The following is a 16,972-nucleotide window of genomic DNA, read 5'->3' on the forward strand; positions in this document are numbered from 1 at the left end:
TTGTGTTGCAACTCAAGCTGTCTGCGAATAAACTCGGCGTTTAGTCAACGTATCTAATATCCCGCTGAAATTATCTCTATCATATAATTGACGTTAATGTTTTTTGTATTATTTATGGTGTAGAAGTGGAATGTTGAAGAAAATGGATTATTGAAAAGCAGTTAATAATACTGGCAAATTCAATTATCCTCTCGTACTATCGAGAATAGTTAAGCTCTCTCCTCGTATCTCTAAAAGTGTATTTTGAAAATACATAAGTGTAAGCGACAGTTTAACAGCTTTAAAAAACAGAAAAAAAATATATCCATCTTTCTCAAGCTGGATGAGCGGAAAAAATATTTGTCTCCGAGTGATGAGCTAAAAAATAGTTTCTTAATTTGCCGCGGGAACTTGGTTTACTGTTTCTTTTTTGAGATTTCTTCTTGAAGAATATTCAGAGATTCTTGCAGCTTTACCTGAAAGATTTCTCAGATAATAAAGTTTTGCTCTGCGTACTTTTCCGCGTCTTACAACTTCAATTTTATCAATACGTGGAGAGTGAATAGGAAAAATTCTTTCAACCCCTATTCCGAAAGAAATCTTTCTAACCGTGAAAGTTTTTGAAAGTCCGCTGCCTTTAATGCGTATAACTATACCCTCAAAAATCTGTATTCTTTCATTTCCGCCTTCAACTATTTTAAAGTGTACTTTTATCTGATCGCCCGATTTAAAACTGACTCCTAGATCTCTTTTCTGTGCTATCTGTACTTGCGCTAATAACGATAACGACATTTTACTGCTCCTTATAATACGGAATAAAGTAAGAGCTGAATTTGAGTTAGAGACAGCAGATAACTGCAAAACTGAATTTATCCGTGCAAATAAACACTGTCATTTGTCTTTTTATCGCCGACCTAGATTCATTCAACTTTTTACTCTATTTCTTTAATAAATCCGGACGGCGCTCTTTTGTTCTTTTGTATGATTCCTCTACGCGCCACTCGCTGATTTTTTTATGATCTCCCGACAAGAGAACTTCGGGAATTTTATAACCTTTGAATACCGCAGGCCTTGTATAATGCGGATAGTCCAATAAGTTGTTATAAAATGAGTCGTTTTTTACGGAACTTTTTTCTTTGACGACGCCGGTAAGCATTCTTGCGGTGCTGTCAATTAAAACCATAGCGGGAATCTCGCCGCCGGTAAGAATATAATCGCCTATAGATATTTCTTCGTCAACATAATTCATAGTACGTTCATCAACACCTTCATAATGACCGCATATAATAACCAGCTGTTTAAATTTTGCAAGATTTTTTACAATGCTGTCACTAAGAATTCTGCCCTGCGGAGACATATAGATGACATAAGGCTTTGTATAAGGATTCTTGTAAGTGCTATTCTTTTTTTTAACACCCGTGCTCTTTATGGCATCATAGAGCGGCTCTAGTTTCATAACCATACCACAACCGCCGCCGAAAGACTTGTCGTCAACTTTTTTATGTTTGTCTTTGGAGAAAGATCTTATATCGATTATATTAATCTTGAGAATCTCTTTTTCTATTGCTTTACCTATCAGACTTTCTGTAAGAGGTCCTTTGAACATTCCCGGAAATATTGTAAGAATATCAATCTTCATATACAAAATAGCCGTTGTATTCAAGAACATCGTCTGCCAATTTTACTTGACTGTAAATATATTCGTACTCTTTAGGCAAGATGACAAAAATCTTTTTCCTTATAACGTTTACTTCTTTTACTATATTTTTTAGTGCAGGAATCAAGACTTCTTCGTTGTAGTATTTTACAACCCAGACATCGTTGCTACCTGTTAATATAATATCAGAAAGAATACCCAGTCGCTTTCCATTCTGGTTAAAAACTTCAAAACCTAGAATATCGGAAACTTTCCATTTCAAATCTCTCTTTTTAGAATCCATTTTATTACTCTACAACTTCAACGGTTGCTCTCTTATCGAGTTTAGCAGAAGCTGAATTTATAATAACTCTTATTGCTTTTATAATTCTGCCTTCTTTGCCAATAATTTTACCTCTGTCCCCCTCGGCAACTTTTAATTCTAAAACAGTTGCTTTCTCGCCAGTAACTTCTCTTACTTCTACTTGATCCGGATTATCAACTAAAGCTTTCGCAATAAAAAGCACTAGGTCTTTCATAAGTCCCCCCGTAATTTGTGTAACTTAAAACTAAACTATTGTTTAATTTCAACTGTTCGGTTCTTTTTTATCAATGCAGCTACAGTTTCCGAAGCTTTTGCTCCGACACCTAACCAATAATTTATTCTTTCTATATTAACTTTAAATTTATTATCTTCTGCGATAGGGTCATACTGACCAAGAATTTCAATAGGCTCTCCGTCTCTTTTTGCTCTTTGATCAATCGCTACAACTCTGTAATAAGGCCTTTTGGGTTTGCCCCTTCTTTGCAAACGTAGTCGGACTGCCATTTGCTACCTCCATAGCGCTTAACATCGTAATCCACTCGAAAACTGGAATATCTAAAAAATTATATATAAATGTATTCAGTTTTGTCAAATATGCTTTTAAGACTTTACCTCAAAATTAATGTATAAAATAATTTAGAGTATATTCAAATTGTTGTTAGCGCATCCCAGAAAAAATTAGAGCGGAGGGGGAGAGATTCGAACTCTCGGTACGGATTTTCATCCGTACACCGGTTTAGCAAACCAGCGCACTAGACCTGCTATGCGACCCCTCCACACCATCCACACTTTAAGAAAAAGTGTACTAAATAAACATTATTCTTTGCAACGTTTTATGTCGTTAGCGTTGCTTTTTCATATATTAGTTTATATAATCCTAACTCAATGGCGTAAGGACATATTTGCTGAAAATACTCCAATTTATATTGAGGTAAAAGTGAAGTTAATTGACGGTAAAAAAATTTCAAGCGATAAAAGAGCCGAAATTAAAGAAGAAGTTGCTAAAATTAAGCAACAAACTGAGAAAATTCCGGGTTTGGCGACAGTTCTGGTAGGCGGAGATCCTGCAAGCAGGGTGTATATCAAATCAAAAATTAAAGCATGCGAGGATGCAGGGATAAAATCTTTTCATCATAACCTTGATGCAAACTCATCAAAGGAAGAGATTATCGCTTTAATAAAGAAATTAAATGAAAATTCTGAGATTGACGGGATTCTACTTCAGTTGCCTCTTCCGCAAAATAAAGATGCCCAAGAGTGCCTTAATGCAGTAAGTCCTTTGAAGGATGTCGACGGACTTCATCCTTTTAATGCAGGGCTTCTCAATTTGTCAAAAAGCTGGAATGAGATAATTGAAAAAAATATTCTAGTTTCCTGTACACCTCTTGGTGTTTTGCATATTTTACATAAATCAGGCATTATAATTGAAGGTAAAACGGCTGTTGTCATAGGAAGGTCAAATCTTGTAGGAAAACCTCTTTCTATGCTTTTGCTGGCAAACAATGCAACGGTTGTAATGGCGCATTCAAAAACAAGGAATCTGAAAGAAATATGCAAGTCTGCAGATATTGTTGTTGCGGCTGTAGGCAAATCTAAATTTGTAAACAAGGATTTTATAAAAACAGGAGCTGTGGTTATTGATGTTGGTATAAACAGAACGGCTGAAGGATTATGCGGTGACGTTGATTTTGATGCGGTTAAAGATATGGATATAAAAATAACTCCCGTTCCAGGCGGCGTGGGTCCGATGACTATAACAATGCTTTTAGAAAATACGCTGAAAGCGTTTAATAATAGAAAAAGATATTTGTCTAACAGGATGCCATAAGAGATTCTGTAACAAAAAACTATTTATAATAAAGGCAAAATAATTGCAGAAAACAGAAAAAAAACGTATCCTGTTTTTTTGTAAACGCCTGTCTCATCTCAAAAATAATAAATTAACAACTAACAACTGAAAACTGCAACATTATGGAGATAAAATGGACTTTGATTTTATAATAACTTTTTTCTTCCCATTTTAACGGGTCTTATGTATTTTTTTTATGGCGTTTAAAGTAAGTCGCATAAAAATATTCCGCTCTATGATGTTTGGAGAAATAGGTTTTAAAAAAATTGAGTCCGCTTTTATAATGTTTGGAATTTATTTTATTACGCGCCTGCTTCAGAACATTTTAGGACCGCATCCGCTGCCGTTAATAATAAATTGTATAAGACAGTTTTTTTAATGGCAATTATCGCCCCGTCAATTCTCATTGCGATTTTCCACTGAATGCCCATATCCCAGGTGTGGTGGTACTCCGCGTTCGACGAACTTTGCTGCTTATATAATCCTGATGGGGATAATTTTTATTTTACTTAACAACGTTGTCCTAAGTGGTTTAAAAAAGTTTTGTCGTCATGGGGAAATATCAATATTTATGAGCCTGTGCGGTTTCAGTCCATTTCCACAATACAGTTTTTACTGATACACTTAGTTTATCAGGCAAAATGGAAATATCTTGAAATAATAGGCATTAAACTTCCGCCGCGCGAAGTACCCAGCGATTTAAAATAAAAAAATTTATAATACGGGCGTAGTCTAAAATCTTTCTGTGCTTTATGCAGAAATAAAAATAAGAACTGCATTTATTGATTTTTATTTTAGCATAAGCGGGATCCAGAGAATAATGAAACCTTTATCAAAATATTAGGGTTTTATTATGTCAAAGCCAGTGTATTCGCGTAATGAATTGGGAATCACTACGGATCCGTCTTCCTGCTGATAATTTTCAAGTATTGCGGCAAAAGTTCTTCCAACAGCGACTCCTGAGCCGTTTAACGTATGTAAAAGTTCTCTTTTTTTATTTTGGGAATATTTTACTTTTATATTCATTCTTCTTGCCTGAAAATCTTTTAAATTTGAACACGATGAAATTTCTCTGTATATTCCGTATCCTGCAAACCATACTTCCAAATCATAAGTTTTTGATGAAGAGAAACCAATATCTCCAGTGGATAAAAGCACAACCCTGTAAGGAAGCCCGAGCAGTTCCAATACGTTTCCAGCATCAAGAACGAGAGATTCTAATTCTTCGCTTGAAGTCTCAGGCTTGGCAAATTTTACAAGTTCCACTTTATCAAACTGATGGTTTCTAATAAGACCTTTTGTATCTTTTCCATAAGAACCGGATTCTCTCCTGAAGCATGCTGAATAAGAAACATATTTTTGCGGCAGAGCAGATTCTTCTAAAACGTCATCTCTGTAAATATTTGTTACGGGAACTTCTGCTGTTGGTATCAGATATAAATCGTCAATGGCGCACTTAAATGAATCTTCTTCAAGATTTGGGAGCTGTCCTGTGCCTGTCATTGAAGTCCGATTTACAAGGTAAGGCGTTGTTATTTCTTTGTATCCTTTTTCTTTGTGTTTGTCGAGGAAAAAAGATATGATTGCTCTTTCCAGAGCGGAGCCTTCATTTTTTAGAACCGCAAAATGCGGACCTGAAATTTTTGAAGCAGCTGCAAAGTCAATAATGCCTAATTTTTCTCCAATTTCCCAATGATATTTGGGTTTGAAAGAAAACTTTTCCGGTTTTCCGACAAACCTTATAATTTTATTGTCTTTTTCGTCTTTCCCAACGGGAACACTTTTGTCCGGGATATTGGGAATGCGGAGAAGAAAATCTTCTATACGCTTTTCAATTGTCAAAAGCTGTTTTTCCTGTTCTTGAATTATATCTCTTACTTTATTTATTTCAGCAAGAAGTTCAGCCGGAGGTTCTTTGCTTTCTTTTTTTAGTCTGCCTATTTCTTCGGATTCTTTATTTCTTTTAAGGCGCAGCTGTTCTATTTTGCCGATTATGGTTTTTCTTTCGCTGTCCCAGTTTAAAAGCTGGTCGAAACTGATATCCAGATTTCTGTTTAACATTGCCTGCTTAACTTCTTTTACATTTTCTCTGATAACTTTAATGTCTAACATTTATTCTCCTGTGTCACGCTCGTATAGTCAGATTGGTTGATATTACTACAGCTTTATCACCCAGAGTATGATATCTCCACTCTAACTACTCTAAAAAATTGCAGCTATCTAAATTGCTTTTATTTCAATCAATGTAGCGTCATCGTTATTTTATGAACAAATCGGCTTCGTGTTGCAGCTGTCTCTGTAAAAATATAGATTCTCTCTGCTCTTATAATTAAATTTATTTTTTAGAATATTTAGTGCTGTCATATTTTCAAACACAGTTTCAGAAGTCCAATTTCTGGCAAAGACTCAGCAAAATATTTTTGAGGAATATTTTAAAATGATACCTTACATAAAAGTTTGCTATTCAGTGCGATTTAACGGTAGTAACTTATCTGCATAATTTAGTTTGTATAATGGAGTTCTACTGAATCTTTAACTCCGATTATTGTTTCAACATCGTTTATAAAATTGTCGGAACAGTCGGATAAATATTCAGTTTCAATAGAAAAATTACCGTGCAGTGAATCTTCCAGAATCAGATAAACTTTCGTTTTACCTGTATGTATCTTAAAAATTTTCTTCAGCTCTTCTTCTAAAGCTACATTAAAGCTTGCAGCTGAAAATTTTATGCGTATTTCGTCGCATTTTGACGGAGATTTCTTTTTTGCTTCGTCTATTGTCATTATATCTTCCGTTATCATTTCAAGCTGTCCTTGCATATTCGTAAGCCAGCCTTTTATTACGACAATGTTGTTAAGAGTGAGGTACCCTCCGAATTTTTCAAAATTTTTAGGGAAAAGTAATGCATTAACGTTGCCGTGTAAATCTTCTATCTTAAATCTTGCGTACGGTTCTTTTCTAGTTGTTGAAGTAAGTTTTTTTACCGAAACTATCATACCGGCAATACGCACTGTTTTGCGATCAGCATTTTCCTTGAGCTGAGGAAGCTTATCGAGTCTGTAATTAGAATAAGCAATAATATCTTTCTTTCTATGTGTTAAAGGATGTCCGGAAATATAAAAACCTAAAACTTCTTTTTCAAAATTCAGTGCTTCAAGCGGTTCGAGCGGTTTTACTTCTTGTAGGGAAAGTATGTCGTCTGTAATAGTTTTTACGTTGTCAAAGAGAAAGCCTTGTAATGATTCTCTGTATTGTTTTACTTTTGCGGCTTTATCTGCATATGAATCTATGCTTTGAATCAGTCTTCCTCTTATTGTAAATTTATCTTTACCGAAAGAGTCGAAGACTCCTGCCTTTATAAGACTTTCCAAAGCTTTTTTGTTAATTGACTTTAAATCTATTCTCTGTAAAAAATCAACCCAATCTTTAAAACTTTTAAGTTGCCCGTTTTCAATTCTTGACTGTTCTATGGAGTCTGTTACTCCTTTGCCCACATTTTTAATGGCAAGCATACCGAAACGTATATTTTTATCTTCAGTTTTAAATTTTCCGTCAGAATACTGCACATCGGGCGGAAGCACTTTAATGTCGAAACCTAACGCATCGCCCAGATAGGCTACAAGTTTGCTTTCTTCGTTGTTTTTTGTCGCAGGGCGTCCTATTTCGCTATTACACAGAGCCGTTATATATTCTAGAGGATAGTTTGCTTTTAAGTAGGCTGTTTTGTAAGAAATTATGCCGTAAGCGGCAGAATGGGATTTATTAAAGCCGTATCCGCCGAACGCTACTATATTATTGAATATTTTTTCCGAAATTTTTTTGTTTACGCCTTTTTCTTTAGTGCCTCTTACAAATTTTTCTCTTTGCTTTTCAATAACTTCAGGTATTTTTTTACTCATAGCTTTACGTAAGCTGTCTGCTTCTCCGGGAGTAAACCCTGCGAGCGCTACGGACATTTTCATTACCTGTTCCTGATATAGAATGACGCCGTATGTATCTTTTAATATGGATTCTTGTAACGGATGATCATAAACAATTTTTGTTCTGCCGTGTTTACGGTTTACGAAGTTGTCCAGCATCCCCGAACCCATAGGTCCCGGGCGATATAAAGCGATTAAAGCTATTATGTCATCGATATTACTGGGTTTAAGTTTTTTTATTAAATCCCTCATACCTATGCTTTCAAGCTGAAATATGCCCATAGTTTTAGCTTCGCCAAGGAGTTCATAAGTTTTTTTGTCGTCCAGAGGGATATTGTCTAAATTGAAACTTGGATTTTTTTCCCGTATAAATTTCACACAGTCGTCAATAATAGTAAGCGTTTTTAAACCTAAAAAGTCAATTTTCAAAAGTCCAAGCTGTGGCAGCACGCCACCGTCATACTGAGTTGTAACAATATCTTTTGAACCCTTTGCAAGCGGCGAATAACTTGTAATTTCTTTGTTTGCTATAACCATACCGGCGGCGTGCACTCCGGTATGTCTTTTTAAGCCTTCAAGTTTTTGCGAGGCAGCTATAAGTTTTGCAATTTTTTCGTCCGCTTTAACAAGTTTTGACAAGTCTGTAGAAGCCTGCAGAGCTTCAGCAATGCTTGCATTTTGGGGAATAAGTTTTGCAATATTATTTGATTCTGCGGGGGTAAAGCCCATGACCCGCGCGACGTCTTTTATAACAAGTCTCGATTGCATTGAGCCGAATGTTATAATCTGAGCGCATTTTTCTTCGCCGTATTTCCGACGCACATATTGTATAATCTCATCGCGTCCGTAATCTGCAAAGTCTATATCTAAATCGGGCATTGATCGTCTGTCGGGGTTTAAAAATCTTTCAAAAAGCAAACCGTACTTTAAAGGGCAGATGTCTGTAATGCCTAAAGTGTATGCAACCATAGCTCCGGATCCCGACCCTCTTCCGGGTCCTACGGGAATGCGGTGATCTTTTGCATATTTTATAAAGTCTGAAACTATTAAAAAATAAGAAGCAAATCCCATCTTATTGATTACGGAAAGCTCGTGTTTTAATCTTTCCTCATGTTCCGGCTTTATCGTGTCGTATCTTGCAGCAAGTCCTCTGCGGCAGAGCGTTTCAAGATATTCTGAATCTGATTTATATTCTTTCGGTATTGGAAACTGCGGCAGAAGCAGTTTGTCTGTATTTATCTCAAGATTGGTTTTTTCTGCAATTTCCAAAGTATTTTTTATCGCTTCAGGCACAGAGGAAAACGTTTTTATCATATCTTCTGCGCTGCGGTAGTAAAAAAGATCGGAATCAAAATGAAGTCTTTTAGTCTCATTTAGCATTTTGCCTGTTCCGATACAAAGCAGAATATCGTGTACTTCAGCATCTTCTTTTTTTAAAAAATGGCAGTCGTTTGTTGCGACAAGTGGAATTGCGGCGCTTTTTGATAGTTCAATGAGACTTGGAATTATTTTCTTCTGGGTTTCAAGACCATTGTCCATAATTTCTATATAAAAATTATCTTTGTCGAAAATATCGCGGTATTCTATTGCGGCGTTTTGCGCTTTTTTTTTATTTCCTTTGACTAAAGCAGACGCAACTTCGCCCGCAAGGCAGCCCGAAAGAGCAATCAGTCCGCGTCTGTACTTTTTTAAAACTTCTTTGTCTACGCGCGGTTTATAATAAAAGCCTTCCGTAAAACCTGCGCTTACTATGCGCATGAGATTTTGATACCCTTCAAAATCTTTGGCAAGTAGCGTTAAATGGTGATAGTTTACGTTATCTTCGGTAATTCTATTGATATTTTTTTTATCAAAACGCGATTTTGGAGCCACATATATTTCACAGCCTATGATAGGCTTTATGCCGCTTTGTTTTGCAGCCAAGTAAAATTCCATAGCGCCGTACATATTGCCATGGTCGGTAATGGCAAGGGCTGGCATTTTATATTCTTTAGCTATCAAATTGAATAATTCGCCGGGCTTTCCTTTATCATCTATAAGTTTGCATGCGCCGTCAAGGAGAGAATATTCAGTATGATTGTGTAAATGTACAAATTCCGCAGCCATAAAAAATACCTGTTTTTTGGATTTTGATTATTTGTATTGTATCATTTTTAAAGATTTAATTTAACGAGTATGGATTGTATTCATCCGCATAGCTGAAATCCCCCCCCCTAATCGTAACCTCTCAATAATAGAGGGAAAAAGAGAGAAGAATTAATATCAATGTTAGATATATCTGTTTTATCTATTGAGTAAGGCATATATCTGTAATTTAAGATAATTCAGTTTTTGTTTGTCATGTTGAGGGGACGAAATATCCAGTCTTTTCCGGGTTTGTCAAAATTTTCGCATTTTTAGAATTACAACAACTTAACGTTCTTTGCCTGTGAATGCACTCATCCTCCAAAACTTTTTTACATTCTCTGCAAGAAAATATACCGGATTGTCTTTGCAATGCTTTGGCGATAAAGATAAATCTTATTTTGTTGTACGACAAAAATAATTTCATATAATATAAAAAAGATAGTTATACAATATTTCATTTTGACGCTGAAACAAAAATACTTTCTAAAAGCAGCGAAATGCAGGGATACATAAAAATATCGGACTGTTATAGAAAAATGTCCGCGGTATCTAATGCGTATTTAAATCAAAGATGATGGAGAAAAATTATGTTGACAACAGCTATGACAACTTTCATTGTTTTAATCGTTCTTGCGGGATTATATATTCTTTTGACTTATAATAGATTTGTGATGCTTAAGAACAGGGTAAAAGAAGCGTGGAGTGATATTGAAGTGCAGATGAAACGCCGCTATGACTTAATACCTAACCTTGTGGAAACGGTTAAAGGTTATGCTTCGCACGAAAAGAATACGCTTGATGCTGTTATAAAAGCAAGAAATGCCGCTATGCAAAACACCGGAAACATTGCGGATAAAGCCCAATCTGAAAATGCGTTATCCGGAACGTTAAAATCTCTTTTTGCTCTATCTGAAAGTTATCCGAAATTAAAAGCGAACGAAAATTTTTTAGAACTTCAAAGAGAACTTACGGATACCGAAAACAAAATACAGTCGAGCCGGAGATTTTATAATTCAAACGTTCTTGCCGTCAATACGAAACTAGAGCTGTTTCCAAGTAATATTATAGGCGGCGCATTTGGTTTTACAAAACAGGATTTCTTTAAACTTGACGATACTGAACAAGACGCAAAAAAAAATGTTAAAGTTTCGTTTTAACTTTTCTGTTGCCTGCTGCTGTTTATTTTTTTTGACTGCGTGCACTTAATTGAGTTCAAAGTGATGCTTAGCTTAGTAGGTCTTAATAGTTATATATGCTGCAAATGAGAGTTTTATTATGACAAATATTACGACTTACGACTTTATCAGCTCAAACTCCAGAAAAACCGTATGGCTTATGATTTTGTTTCCGATAAGTCTTGCTGTGATAGTTTATCTGATAATACTGTTGGCAAGTGCTGTCGTGGCTGTTGATAACAGTCAAATATACAATCGGGTTTCCGTGCTTGCGGTTGCCAACCAAACGGCTGCTCATGTTCTCCCGGTAGTGTCGGTTATAGCGATCCTTTGGGTTCTGATAAGCTATTATGCGGGACAAAATTTTGTTCTCTCAGTTGTAGGCGCTGTTGAACTTACAAAAAAAAATGCTCCTGAAGTAATACGCACTGTTGAAAATGTCGCTGTAGCGGCAGGTCTTCCGGTGCCGAAAATTTATGCAATAAACGATGAGGCATTAAATGCTTTTGCAACCGGAAGAGATCCGACTCATTCTTATATAGTTTTGACAAAGGGCATTATCAATAAACTTGAAAAACCAGAACTTGAGGGCGTTATAGCGCATGAAATGTCACATATAGGAAACAGAGATATACGGCTTATGCTTATAATGATTGTATGTATAAGTTTTGCTACTGTTGTTGCGGAATTATTATTGAGATTTGTGTTAACAGCAAAAATAAACAAGTCTAAAAATAATAATAGTTCTGCTGCAGTACAAATATTTTTGTTTGCTTTGGCAACAGCTTTTTATATGTACGGATATCTGATTGCTCCACTTATAAAGTTTGCGGTATCGCGTACAAGAGAATTTCAGGCTGATGCAACTGCCGCTTTGATAACAAGAAATCCTCAAGGACTTATAGATGCCTTAAAAAAGATTTCAGGCAACTCTAGAGTTGAAAAATTAAGCGATAAACAAACAATTTCATCAGTCTGCATTGCAAATCCGTTAACTAAAGATAAACAAAATTCTTTCTTCTCAAAAATTTCAGGACTTTTCGCAACACATCCGCCTATTGAAGACCGAATAAAAGTGTTGCAGGCTATGGATGGATACAGATAAAACCAAAGACTGTAGAAGTCCGTCTTTCTTTTAAGATTTGAAAGAAAAAACATATCGAAAAGAAATAATATTATCAAAGCGTCAGTTTTTTTGTGTATTTTTTATCTGCATAATTTTTGCAGTTATTACTGGGTTTGTGCATTTTTGATATGAGTTATTCTTTTAATAAATTTGTAAATAGCTTTGTAATTATTGGCGGTTTTATTTTTTATAGCTTTCAGTATTCGGTTAGATTGTTATTTGTTTTCTATAAATATCTTACAGATAAGCAATTAAAACCAATTAGTAAGCCTTTGATTATTATAAACATATTTATTGTTATTACTGTTATAACTGTCTTGTTCTCTTTCTGTTTTTATACGCACGGAAAATTAAGAATAGCAATAGAAGATCAGATGCGGAACATGGAAATACATACATTCGTAGATTGTAACGGCAAGGAATATTTTATCAGAGGTAGGGACAGAAAGGAAGCGGGGGAAAACCTAAAGAGACTGCTTGCTGCTGGGATAGATGTCTCAAAGTGGAAGTAGTAATAAATTATGTAAAAAAACACTCAGATGAAAGAAGCATTAATCTGGCGTTAGCGGTATATAAGTTTCAAAGATGTTTTAAAGCCATAAATAACCGAATGTATTATGACATAATTTGTTGTCAAGGTTTAAGCGGCTAAATTTTATTTCCTATACGGGAATTCATATCATTTGAAAAGAAGTGACCTACGGCATAGATCATTTTATCCCACTTCCTAGTTCGTTTAAAAATTTCAATGCTCCTGTCGAACTAAGAAAAAGTTTGTCAAAAATCAGCATTGTTTCGGCTAGAAGCTTCACAGCTTTGGCATTATCCTTAACGTTTCCTTCCGTTACTATGTTGTTAAGAATAGTCTTCTGTTTTTACAATATAAACTTTTTCATTGCTATAAGTTCTTCTTTAGACATTTTGTGACTCCTTTTATAATTTATTTTAAAAACTTTATTTTCAATCAATTTCCTCAAACGTCACGAAAATCACACATAAATACATTCCGCTCCCACAAACATAGTGAAATTATCATCCCTGCTATTATGCTACAATTTTACTTTGTGTTTGTTAAGCCATTTACGTCTTGTTACGTTTACGCCTACGATATAGTTGCTTACCTTCATTGCTAATGGAAAGAGGACGCAGTTCGGAGCCGTAAAGAATAGAAAAGCAGTATAAACATGTCGAGAGTCCTTAAGAAAGAGATACAGACACATTATCTGTCGCACTGGTTTCAAATAGCAGAGCTTTTGTTTCCTCTCTGTCAATTTATACGCTTTTTGATTAATTTTTATAGTAGAGTGGTGGTGTTGCAACAACGTTACTGCGTAAAAGGTGTTCCTTGCGATATAATAGTCACCCGATAATGAAAACCGCTAAAAAACTGTTATTGAAACCGGGCAGTGGTCTGAACCTGAAACTGATTTCTTAATATCTGCAGATTTCAGTCGTTTGACTGAATGTTGCGACATAAAAAAGTGATCTATCCTCCAGCCTATGTTCCTTGATCTTGCGGCAGTTTTATAATCCCACCATGTATAATTGCCTGGTTCTTTATTAAAGTACCTGAATGTATCAATGAAACCAGATGAAACAAGATTATCAAGTTTTTCTCTTTCTTCAGGCATAAAACCGGATACTTTTTCATTTTCTTTGGGTCTTGCCAAATCTATCGAAAAATGTGCGGTATTATAATCGCCGCATATAATTACTGTTTTATCTTTAAACTGTTTGAGATATTTGATTAAATAGTCGTAAAATTCCATTTTATATTTAAGACGCTCTTGCGAGGCGCCGCCATTAGGAAAGTAAACGTTGAAAATAATAAAATCCTTAAAATCAAGGCGGATTATTCTGCCTTCATTGTCAAAAACTTTATTTTCAATGCTGGCGATTACGAAATCGGGCTTGATTTTTGACCAGACGGCAACGCCGCTGTAACCCTTTTTTTCTGCGGAAGAACAATAAAAATTGTATCCATTGATTTCTTTTATATCTTTGGGAAACTGTGTCTCGACGGCTTTTGTTTCCTGCACGCAGACAATATCGGCGTTTTCATCTTTAAACCAAGCAGTAAAATCTTTTTTATATATTGCTCTTATTCCGTTTACATTCCATGAAACTATTTTCATTTAGCCTTTCTCAAAATAGATTCTGCAGTCAGTGTGTTGACTGCGGACTTGAAGCCATCTCTTAGTACTGCTGATGTTTCTCTTGCGAGATTAAAACCTTGCATTGGCAATTATCATTATAGGAATAGGACCCTTTTTAATGAAATTTATAAAACCGAGTTGTATGCCTTCCATATTTTCAGCCACATTTATAAAGCCTACCTGAATACCTTTTACTGATACTGCTTTGTTAAAAAATCCTTTCTGTATGCCTGAAATTTCACCTGAGTTTAAATTTATTATACCGGTCTGCAATCCTTTAAATAATTCTGTAAAAGTTATAAGACATGCGTGCTGCCAGCCTGAACAATCATCGGTTTTTGCATAAATGAGATTACACAGTATACCTTTTACTTCAGGAGTGTAAGTTCCGATACCTATTTCTAAACCGTTAACAGAATCGTCTTGCGGTATAGCGGTTTTTTCCCATATAGAAAGTTTAAGCGGCGTTGTTGCAAAAGAGATACTTGTAAACACGGCAATTGCGCATAATGCTGACAATAATCTATTCATTCCCAGACCATCCTTTTTTCTTTACTTACGGTATTATTCAGACCGCTGCGGGAATTGCTTTTATACCTATGGTCAGCATAAATATGTTCTAACTGTTAAAGAATTTTAAAATATCTGTTTTCAGTTTATTAAATCCGTTTCTCTTTTTTGCGCTTACTGTAAATACGTTTGGTTTATCTGTACCAAAACACTCTGCCGCTTTACTTTGTATTTCGTCTTCAGAAATAGTTTGAGGCACTTTATCGCATTTGTTTGCGATAATTTTAAAAGAAATATTATACTCTTTAAGCCATTTAGTCATATCGAAATCTAATTCTGTAGGACCTACAAAGGCGTCTATAACTATGTAAACCGTCTTATTGCTATTTCTTTTGATTATGCATTCTTCCATCATCTTATTCCAAAGTTTTTTTTCCTGCAGACTTACTCTTGCAAAGCCGTACCCCGGCAAATCTACTATCCATTTTCTTAAAGAAACGCTGTAAACATTTATGCTTCTAGTTCTGCCTGGCGTTTTTGATATTCTTGCTAAATTCTTTTGCGAACATAAAGCGTTTATAACGCTGCTTTTTCCGACATTAGATCTTCCGGAAAAAATAATCTCTGCAACACTTTTTGGCAGAGAATCCGCCTCTGCTGTAGCTCTGAAAAAAACTGTTTTCTCTAACATATGGTTTTTATCAACATATACAGTGTGCTTGTTTTGGAACAAAATAAAATGTGTAGCGCTAAGTTTCCGCTTGCGTCGTTTATTCTCAGCAGGCAGTTTACCTGCTGAGAATAAACGACGTTTGTATTGACAGGGAAACAGGGAATTCTGATGGATAGTGCGCTGTTTTTGTTCTAACTCAAAAGTCTGTATTCCTTTTTTATGAATTTTACTTTATTAGTAGGCAGACTTCAGTCTTTCCTGTTCAGCTTTGAAAGGAGTTTCAGCATTTCGAGATAAAGCCATACGAGCGTTATCATAAGAGAAAGAGCGCTGTACCACTCCATATATTTGGGAGCGCGGTCATACGCGCCTTTTTCAATCAAATCGAAATCAATGATAAGATTAAAAGATGCAACGGCTACAATCACAATACTTATGATGACTCCAAAAGTCGAAGAATCATGAATGTATGGCAATTTCCCGGCTCCAAAACTGTTTAAAAGTAAATCCGCTATATAGACAAACGCTATGGCAAGTGTTGAAAATATTACAGTTTTTTGAAATCTCGGAGTGGCTTTAAGTATGCCGGCTTTGTAAGAGGCAAGCATACAAAATAAAACGCAGATTGTTGAAAGGATTGCATTTACTACAATGCCCGGATACGACTTTTCAAAATACAAAGAAACCGTACCAAGAACAAATCCTTCGCACATTGCATAAAGTGGTGACAAAAACGGCGTTGCTGTCTTTTTAAATATTGAAACAAAAGCCAGAACAAAAGCTCCGATTGATATCGGAAACAGCAAAGGCGCTATTACTCCGGGATGCGTCCACGAATAAAATGCGCTCCCCACAAGAAGAATCCATAAAATTATACTTTTATTTATTGTTCCCGACATCGTCATAACTTCACTATAGCTTTCAGTCGATTGAAAAACGCTATCTTTTAAAAGCGGATTGCTCATGTTGTCCTCCAATGATTAAATTATAAGCTGCTGAATTTACGATTTTTTTTTGATTGACGAAAGAAAGCATATCTCGCGCTTGATTTATATTAGCCCATTTTAATTCCAATATCTCGTTTTTGTCAAAATCCGAAGCGTCTTCAAGTGCCGATGCAAGAAAATATATTGAATGTTTTTCGACTTGTCTTTCGTCCGTGCGACTTGCTGTGTCGTCAATTATATATACATCCTCCTGTCTGAAATTTTTAATGAACGAAATATTTTTAATTCCCGTTTCTTCAAAAATTTCTCTTCTTGCAGTCTCTATTTCGCTCTCGCAGTTTTCAATATGTCCTTTTGGAAATCCCCATATTCTGCTTCGTTTTGAATTTACAAGCAAAAATAAAGGATTGTCATTTTTCATTTTATAAAGTACCGCGCCGCAGGAAAATTCTTTAAGCATGCATATACTCCTATTTTTATTGGTTGTATCGTTAGTCCGTAATTAAAACCGGCAACGGATAACAGTCCGGGGGACCAGTAATTCATTGT

General features: G+C 35.5%; 17 protein-coding genes and 1 tRNA gene. 5 read left to right on the plus strand and 13 right to left on the minus strand.

Translation table 11 applies throughout. The annotated features are described in order from the left end of the window. Positions 1–372 precede the first annotated feature (372 nt). The 6 genes from rplS to RSTT_RS00230 all read right to left on the minus strand — a co-directional run bounded on the left by rplS (position 373) and on the right by RSTT_RS00230 (position 2,716). Positions 373–771 carry a 50S ribosomal protein L19 gene (rplS, locus tag RSTT_RS00205; protein WP_096525249.1) on the minus strand — a complete coding sequence of 133 codons (399 nt, stop codon included), beginning with the start codon at positions 769–771 and terminating at the stop codon, positions 373–375. 145 nt (positions 772–916) lie between these two features. Continuing rightward, positions 917–1,618 (minus strand): tRNA (guanosine(37)-N1)-methyltransferase TrmD, encoded by a 702-nt coding sequence (gene trmD, locus RSTT_RS00210; protein WP_096525250.1) that lies wholly within the window; start codon positions 1,616–1,618, stop codon positions 917–919. After that, positions 1,608–1,919, minus strand: coding sequence for a ribosome maturation factor RimM (locus RSTT_RS00215; RefSeq protein ID WP_015423032.1), 312 nt, complete (start codon positions 1,917–1,919; stop codon positions 1,608–1,610). The genes trmD and RSTT_RS00215 overlap by 11 nt, the downstream gene beginning before the upstream one ends. Positions 1,920–1,923: 4 nt before the next feature. Continuing rightward, complete coding sequence (locus RSTT_RS00220; protein WP_015423033.1) at positions 1,924–2,154, minus strand: KH domain-containing protein; 231 nt, start codon at positions 2,152–2,154, stop codon at positions 1,924–1,926. Between the two features lie 35 nt (positions 2,155–2,189). After that, entirely contained in the window at positions 2,190–2,444 is a 255-nt protein-coding gene (gene rpsP / locus RSTT_RS00225) for a 30S ribosomal protein S16 (RefSeq protein WP_096525251.1), read from the minus strand. Between the two features lie 180 nt (positions 2,445–2,624). Then, positions 2,625–2,716: transfer RNA gene (locus RSTT_RS00230), tRNA-Ser, on the minus strand. Between the two features lie 161 nt (positions 2,717–2,877). Here RSTT_RS00230 and folD point away from each other — a divergent pair. Continuing rightward, positions 2,878–3,768 carry a bifunctional methylenetetrahydrofolate dehydrogenase/methenyltetrahydrofolate cyclohydrolase FolD gene (folD, locus tag RSTT_RS00235; RefSeq protein WP_231941954.1) on the plus strand — a complete coding sequence of 297 codons (891 nt, stop codon included), beginning with the start codon at positions 2,878–2,880 and terminating at the stop codon, positions 3,766–3,768. Between the two features lie 217 nt (positions 3,769–3,985). After that, on the plus strand, positions 3,986–4,168 hold the full coding sequence (locus RSTT_RS05850) for a hypothetical protein (RefSeq protein WP_149029993.1): 183 nt from the start codon (positions 3,986–3,988) through the stop codon (positions 4,166–4,168). A gap of 461 nt (positions 4,169–4,629) precedes the next feature. Here RSTT_RS05850 and serS read toward each other — a convergent pair whose 3' ends face one another. Next, positions 4,630–5,901: a serine--tRNA ligase gene (gene serS, locus RSTT_RS00240; RefSeq protein WP_096525253.1), complete on the minus strand. Its 1,272-nt coding sequence runs from the start codon at positions 5,899–5,901 to the stop codon at positions 4,630–4,632. Positions 5,902–6,290: 389 nt separating this feature from the next. Beyond that, the gene (locus RSTT_RS00245; protein WP_096525254.1) at positions 6,291–9,815 is read right to left on the minus strand and encodes a DNA polymerase III subunit alpha; all 3,525 of its coding nucleotides are present in this window, start codon (positions 9,813–9,815) and stop codon (positions 6,291–6,293) included. Between the two features lie 608 nt (positions 9,816–10,423). Here RSTT_RS00245 and RSTT_RS00250 point away from each other — a divergent pair. The 3 genes from RSTT_RS00250 (at position 10,424) to RSTT_RS06620 (ending at position 12,649) form a co-directional block, all read left to right on the plus strand. After that, positions 10,424–10,993 (plus strand): LemA family protein, encoded by a 570-nt coding sequence (locus RSTT_RS00250; protein ID WP_231941955.1) that lies wholly within the window; start codon positions 10,424–10,426, stop codon positions 10,991–10,993. A 118-nt stretch (positions 10,994–11,111) separates the two neighbouring features. Beyond that, positions 11,112–12,116: a M48 family metallopeptidase gene (locus tag RSTT_RS00255; RefSeq protein WP_015423039.1), complete on the plus strand. Its 1,005-nt coding sequence runs from the start codon at positions 11,112–11,114 to the stop codon at positions 12,114–12,116. Between the two features lie 149 nt (positions 12,117–12,265). After that, positions 12,266–12,649, plus strand: coding sequence for a hypothetical protein (locus RSTT_RS06620; RefSeq protein ID WP_096525255.1), 384 nt, complete (start codon positions 12,266–12,268; stop codon positions 12,647–12,649). A gap of 867 nt (positions 12,650–13,516) precedes the next feature. On the opposite strand, the gene RSTT_RS00265 is transcribed toward RSTT_RS06620, so the two are convergent. The 5 genes from RSTT_RS00265 to RSTT_RS00285 all read right to left on the minus strand — a co-directional run bounded on the left by RSTT_RS00265 (position 13,517) and on the right by RSTT_RS00285 (position 16,883). Next, complete coding sequence (locus RSTT_RS00265; RefSeq protein WP_096525256.1) at positions 13,517–14,272, minus strand: exodeoxyribonuclease III; 756 nt, start codon at positions 14,270–14,272, stop codon at positions 13,517–13,519. Positions 14,273–14,362: 90 nt separating this feature from the next. Further along, complete coding sequence (locus RSTT_RS00270; RefSeq protein ID WP_096525257.1) at positions 14,363–14,824, minus strand: LA_2272 family surface repeat-containing protein; 462 nt, start codon at positions 14,822–14,824, stop codon at positions 14,363–14,365. Positions 14,825–14,912: 88 nt separating this feature from the next. After that, positions 14,913–15,494 (minus strand): ribosome biogenesis GTP-binding protein YihA/YsxC, encoded by a 582-nt coding sequence (gene yihA / locus RSTT_RS00275; RefSeq protein WP_015423042.1) that lies wholly within the window; start codon positions 15,492–15,494, stop codon positions 14,913–14,915. Between the two features lie 230 nt (positions 15,495–15,724). Beyond that, complete coding sequence (locus RSTT_RS00280; RefSeq protein WP_096525259.1) at positions 15,725–16,441, minus strand: Bax inhibitor-1/YccA family protein; 717 nt, start codon at positions 16,439–16,441, stop codon at positions 15,725–15,727. Continuing rightward, positions 16,416–16,883, minus strand: a complete 468-nt coding sequence (locus RSTT_RS00285) for a bis(5'-nucleosyl)-tetraphosphatase (protein WP_096525260.1) — start codon at positions 16,881–16,883, stop codon at positions 16,416–16,418. Before RSTT_RS00285 ends, RSTT_RS00280 begins: the two co-directional genes overlap by 26 nt. Positions 16,884–16,972: the final 89 nt, after the last annotated feature.

It is taken from the genome of Candidatus Endomicrobiellum trichonymphae (assembly GCF_002355835.1).
Taxonomy (GTDB): domain Bacteria; phylum Elusimicrobiota; class Endomicrobiia; order Endomicrobiales; family Endomicrobiaceae; genus Endomicrobiellum; species Endomicrobiellum trichonymphae.

What these genes read in the sequence shown, in the direction of transcription:
- RSTT_RS00220 (WP_015423033.1), bottom strand. Translation starts at nt 2,154, where the DNA reads ATGAAAGACCTAGTGCTTTTTATTGCGAAAGCTTTAGTTGATAATCCG.
- trmD (WP_096525250.1), bottom strand. Translation starts at nt 1,618, where the DNA reads ATGAAGATTGATATTCTTACAATATTTCCGGGAATGTTCAAAGGACCT.
- yihA (WP_015423042.1), bottom strand. Translation starts at nt 15,494, where the DNA reads ATGTTAGAGAAAACAGTTTTTTTCAGAGCTACAGCAGAGGCGGATTCT.
- rplS (WP_096525249.1), bottom strand. Translation starts at nt 771, where the DNA reads ATGTCGTTATCGTTATTAGCGCAAGTACAGATAGCACAGAAAAGAGAT.
- RSTT_RS00215 (WP_015423032.1), bottom strand. Translation starts at nt 1,919, where the DNA reads ATGGATTCTAAAAAGAGAGATTTGAAATGGAAAGTTTCCGATATTCTA.
- RSTT_RS00265 (WP_096525256.1), bottom strand. Translation starts at nt 14,272, where the DNA reads ATGAAAATAGTTTCATGGAATGTAAACGGAATAAGAGCAATATATAAA.
- rpsP (WP_096525251.1), bottom strand. Translation starts at nt 2,444, where the DNA reads ATGGCAGTCCGACTACGTTTGCAAAGAAGGGGCAAACCCAAAAGGCCT.
- RSTT_RS00270 (WP_096525257.1), bottom strand. Translation starts at nt 14,824, where the DNA reads ATGAATAGATTATTGTCAGCATTATGCGCAATTGCCGTGTTTACAAGT.
- RSTT_RS00245 (WP_096525254.1), bottom strand. Translation starts at nt 9,815, where the DNA reads ATGGCTGCGGAATTTGTACATTTACACAATCATACTGAATATTCTCTC.
- RSTT_RS00250 (WP_231941955.1), top strand. Translation starts at nt 10,424, where the DNA reads ATGTTGACAACAGCTATGACAACTTTCATTGTTTTAATCGTTCTTGCG.
- RSTT_RS00280 (WP_096525259.1), bottom strand. Translation starts at nt 16,441, where the DNA reads ATGAGCAATCCGCTTTTAAAAGATAGCGTTTTTCAATCGACTGAAAGC.
- RSTT_RS06620 (WP_096525255.1), top strand. Translation starts at nt 12,266, where the DNA reads ATGAGTTATTCTTTTAATAAATTTGTAAATAGCTTTGTAATTATTGGC.
- RSTT_RS00255 (WP_015423039.1), top strand. Translation starts at nt 11,112, where the DNA reads ATGACAAATATTACGACTTACGACTTTATCAGCTCAAACTCCAGAAAA.
- RSTT_RS05850 (WP_149029993.1), top strand. Translation starts at nt 3,986, where the DNA reads ATGGCGTTTAAAGTAAGTCGCATAAAAATATTCCGCTCTATGATGTTT.
- RSTT_RS00285 (WP_096525260.1), bottom strand. Translation starts at nt 16,883, where the DNA reads ATGCTTAAAGAATTTTCCTGCGGCGCGGTACTTTATAAAATGAAAAAT.
- serS (WP_096525253.1), bottom strand. Translation starts at nt 5,901, where the DNA reads ATGTTAGACATTAAAGTTATCAGAGAAAATGTAAAAGAAGTTAAGCAG.